This window comes from Brunnivagina elsteri CCALA 953 (assembly GCF_002289455.1).
In the GTDB taxonomy this organism is placed as follows: Bacteria; Cyanobacteriota; Cyanobacteriia; order Cyanobacteriales; family Nostocaceae; genus Brunnivagina; species Brunnivagina elsteri.
This window is the reverse complement of sequence record NZ_NTFS01000503.1, coordinates 1-4091: the sequence shown is the minus strand read 5'-3', so window position 1 is coordinate 4091 and position 4091 is coordinate 1. Positions and strand designations below refer to the sequence as shown.

Genomic DNA, 4091 nt, shown 5'->3' with positions numbered 1-4091 from the left:
TATTTTCTGATTTAGTGGACGACACAGAAACTGTATGAACCAAAATAGCCTAAAAAGGCACAAAGTCAACAGCCTAGGCTGGAGCCTGTTAACGAGAGGGTGAGGGTCTTCACCCCTCAACAATTAGCCAACAGTATCCTTGATAAGGGGAGAGGTTGGAGAGGGGTTCTATATTTAGTCAAATTTTAAGCAGTTTGCAGTATCAATAAGGGCAAACAACGTAAATCAGGGCAAACGGTTGTTTGCCCCTACAATATCCAAAAATGTCACATATTTCGATAAACTCAGAAATGCTGCCATATTGAGCGAACCATGTCCGATACCCAGAAAGTTAGTGACGCTGTTGCCAAACTCTACGATACATACCCGTTTCCTCCAGAACCAATTCTTGATGAACCACCACCAGGTTATAACTGGCGTTGGGATTGGTTAGCTGCATATAATTTTTGTACGGGGATGAAACCACAAAAGCAAAATATTCGCATTCTTGATGCTGGTTGTGGTTCTGGTGTGAGTACGGAATATTTGGTGCATCTCAACCCAAACGCGGAAGTCGTGGGAATCGATTTGAGTGCTGGAACCCTGGAAGTTGCCAGGGAACGCTGTCAACGTAGTGGGGCAAATCGTGCGGAGTTCCATCAATTGAGCTTGTTTGATGTGGAACAGTTGCCAGGGAAATTTGATTTAATTAATTGTGTTGGGGTTTTACACCATACGAATGACCCAATTCGTGGAATTCAAACTTTGGCAAAGAAACTTGCTCCTGGGGGAATTTTTCATATCTTTGTATATGGGGAATTGGGACGTTGGGAAATTCAGTTAATGCAAAAAGCGATCGCACTTCTTCAAGGTGAGCAAAAAGGTGATTATCGTGATGGTGTGGCTGTGGGAAGGCAAATATTTAAGTCCCTACCCGAACATAACCGGATTTTAAAACGGGAAAGGGAACGTTGGTCACTGGAAAATCATCGTGATGAGAATTTTGCCGATATGTATGTCCATCCCCAAGAGATTGATTACAATATCGATACTTTATTTGACTTAATTGACGCTTCAGGGTTGGAATTTTTGGGGTTTTCCAATCCGGCTTTTTGGGATTTACAAAGACTTTTGAGTAAAGCACCAGAATTAATCGATCGCACCAAAAATTTATCTCAACGTCAGCTTTATCGGCTGATAGAATTGTTAGACCCAGAAACCAGCCATTACGAATTTTTCCTTGCCTGTCCACCTTTAACTAAAGCCGATTGGCAAAATGACCAGATTTTACTCGCCGCAATTCCCGAAGTGAACCACTGCATAGATGGGTTCCCAAGTCAAGTAATATTCAATTATGATTACAAAATTGTAAATTTATCCGACAGGGAATTTACATTTATGCAAGCATGTGACGGGAAATTAACGGTGGGTGAAATTTTGCCAACAGTAGAGTTTAGCTTGGATGAAGTGCGATCGCTCCAACGCCAACAGCTAATTATGCTCACCCCAGCTTAAGAGTAACTTTATACAAGTAGCCTCAGTACAGCACTTTCCCAAGTGATAGCCCAGAACAAAACGAGAAAAAACTAAAAGCTAGAATATTGAAGAGGAGAGTTTTAGCTTTCCCCTTCTCTTTACTTCTCATCCCAACTTCTTTTAAAGAGACTTAGGTTGTTATAGCACCTCACAGTCCCAAAATTGAGAGACAAGGGTTGTAAAAATACGCACAAAACTGGAACAAGTTAGTGTAAATTTTTCTATCCCACCCATAATATATTTTGCTCTCTCTGATTACAGGAATCTCTGGTCTTCCATTTTTTCCCCGGCATCTAATTCAGCTATTTGGCAGGTCGGAATCCGTCCTAAACACTTTCTCTCAGAGGGTTACAAGCCTTCATCGAGTTACGGTTTACCAAGCTGATTAACCCACAGGGTGACAATTAAGTTAATTAGTTTTTTCTAAAGTATTGTTACCCAACCGTGATATGATTCAACTGGCTGAAAATGTCTAGTCAACATAGCTGTACAGGTTTTAAGTCCCGTGAGCTTGTCAGACGAATCAATCGAACCAACAACACAAGATGCTCCAACTGGTTTTGAAGATTCAAAACCAGACAATTCCATGCAAGAGTTTTATCAACTCTACAAGCAGTTGATAATAACAACCCTTGTTATCATCGGAATTGCTTTCATCTCTGTGTGGACTTTTTACTCAGTAAACATTGCCCTCAACTATCTACTTGGGGCGTTTGCGGGTGTGATTTACTTAAGAATGTTGGCTAAAGACGTTGAGCGGCTAGGAACGGAAAAACAAAGTTTGAGTAAGAATCGTCTTGCTCTATTTGTCGGGTTGATTGTAGTAGCAACTCAATGGCAAGAACTAAAGATTTTGCCCATATTCTTGGGATTTCTGACCTATAAAGCAACGCTCCTCGTTTATACCCTGCAAATTGCGTTCACACCTGACTCTAAATAAAGTAGGTTAGGTTTATAAAAGGTAGTCCTCCATCCTAACTGTTTGGGGAAAGTTCTTGAAGAATGCACATGTTTAGTGTCTTAAATGCCTTTAATTCTTTTCCCCTAGCCTCCTTAGAAGTAGGTCATCATTTCTACTGGCAATTGGGCAATTTCAAACTACATGGTCAAGTATTTTTGACCTCATGGTTTGTAATTGGCATTCTTGTAATAGCTTCTTTAGCTGCAACAAGAAATATTCAGAAAGTTCCTAGCGGCATCCAAAACCTAATGGAATATGCCCTAGAATTTATTCGGGATTTAGCAAAAAACCAGATTGGAGAAAAAGAGTATCGCCCTTGGGTACCCTTTATTGGCACGCTATTCTTGTTTATCTTCGTATCAAATTGGTCTGGTGCTTTAATTCCTTGGAAGCTACTTAGGCTCCCAGAAGGGGAATTAGCCGCACCGACAAATGACATCAATACGACGGTAGCATTAGCGTTGCTAACCTCCTTAGCCTACTTCTACGCTGGTTTTAGAAAGCGCGGTCTAGGATACTTCAAAAAGTATATAGAACCTACGCCGATTCTGTTACCGATCGCGATTTTAGAAGATTTCACCAAGCCTCTTTCCCTCAGCTTCCGTCTATTTGGTAATATATTGGCGGACGAATTGGTAGTAGGAGTACTAGTTTTGCTAGTTCCTCTATTTATACCTTTGCCTGTTATGGCTTTAGGTTTGTTTACCAGCGCAATTCAAGCCTTGGTTTTCGCCACCCTAGCTGCTGCATATATCCATGAAGCCCTGGAAGGGCATGGTGAAGAGCATGAGGAACATTAGAATCCTCACTCTTATTTTGGATTTTGGATTAACTTAACTCAATTCCAAATTTACCCAAATCTAAACATCGGGAATCGAGAATTTGGATAGCCAAAGTTTGGATAACCAATCTGATTGGACAAACAAATTTTGGATAACCAAAATAACGTTTTTGTTTTTGAACTCTTTTTGTACAAAGTAAAGGAAAATCACAATGGATCCATTAGTTTCTGCTGCTTCAGTTCTCGCTGCTGCTTTAGCGATTGGTTTAGCTGCAATTGGACCTGGTATTGGTCAAGGTAATGCTGCTGGTGAAGCAGTTGCGGGTATTGCTCGTCAGCCAGAAGCCGAAGGTAAAATTCGCGGTACATTACTGTTAACCTTGGCATTCATGGAATCTTTGACCATCTATGGTTTGGTTATCGCATTAGTATTGTTATTCGCTAACCCATTTGCCTCATAAGACGAATAGTTAATGGTAGAGACGCGATTGTCTTATCAAGAAAGAATACGGTTGTCAGTAGTCACTAGTCAGAAGAAAGTATTAATTCTGACTTATGAATTCTGGCTTCTGAATTCTTCTTTATCATGCGTCTCTACAATTGACTTGTTTTCAAGCTTCCCTTGTTGGCAATAGCTTTTCAAGATATGAAAGTTACGATGATTTTGTCTCCTATGAAAACTACCTTGCAAGCCAAAGAGGGAAAAAATGTTTGATTTTGATGCAACTTTACCCTTCATGGCTGTACAGTTCTTGCTTTTGTCAGCTTTGTTGAATGCATTTTTTTACAAGCCGATGACATTAGCTTTGGACGATCGCGACTATTACTTCAGAC

4 protein-coding genes and 1 pseudogene are annotated in these 4091 nt (G+C 40.4%); all 5 read left to right on the top strand.

Features of this window, described 5'->3' with window-relative positions:
* Positions 1-312: 312 nt before the first annotated feature.
* Positions 313-1494, top strand: a complete 1182-nt coding sequence (locus tag CK510_RS27235) for a class I SAM-dependent methyltransferase (protein WP_095724636.1) — start codon at positions 313-315, stop codon at positions 1492-1494.
* A gap of 526 nt (positions 1495-2020) precedes the next feature.
* On the top strand, positions 2021-2455 hold the full coding sequence (locus CK510_RS27230; RefSeq protein ID WP_095724635.1) for an ATP synthase subunit I: 435 nt from the start codon (positions 2021-2023) through the stop codon (positions 2453-2455).
* 62 nt (positions 2456-2517) lie between these two features.
* Positions 2518-3276 carry a F0F1 ATP synthase subunit A gene (gene atpB, locus CK510_RS27225; protein WP_211293321.1) on the top strand — a complete coding sequence of 253 codons (759 nt, stop codon included), beginning with the start codon at positions 2518-2520 and terminating at the stop codon, positions 3274-3276.
* Between the two features lie 193 nt (positions 3277-3469).
* The gene (gene atpE, locus CK510_RS27220; RefSeq protein ID WP_095724634.1) at positions 3470-3718 is read left to right on the top strand and encodes an ATP synthase F0 subunit C; all 249 of its coding nucleotides are present in this window, start codon (positions 3470-3472) and stop codon (positions 3716-3718) included.
* A 246-nt stretch (positions 3719-3964) separates the two neighbouring features.
* Positions 3965-4091: pseudogene (locus CK510_RS27215) on the top strand (F0F1 ATP synthase subunit B'); the annotation flags it as partial.

Bases quoted from the DNA above. Each gene is read 5' to 3' on its own strand.
- atpE (WP_095724634.1), top strand. From the start codon at position 3,470: ATGGATCCATTAGTTTCTGCTGCTTCAGTTCTCGCTGCTGCTTTAGCG.
- CK510_RS27235 (WP_095724636.1), top strand. From the start codon at position 313: ATGTCCGATACCCAGAAAGTTAGTGACGCTGTTGCCAAACTCTACGAT.
- atpB (WP_211293321.1), top strand. From the start codon at position 2,518: ATGCACATGTTTAGTGTCTTAAATGCCTTTAATTCTTTTCCCCTAGCC.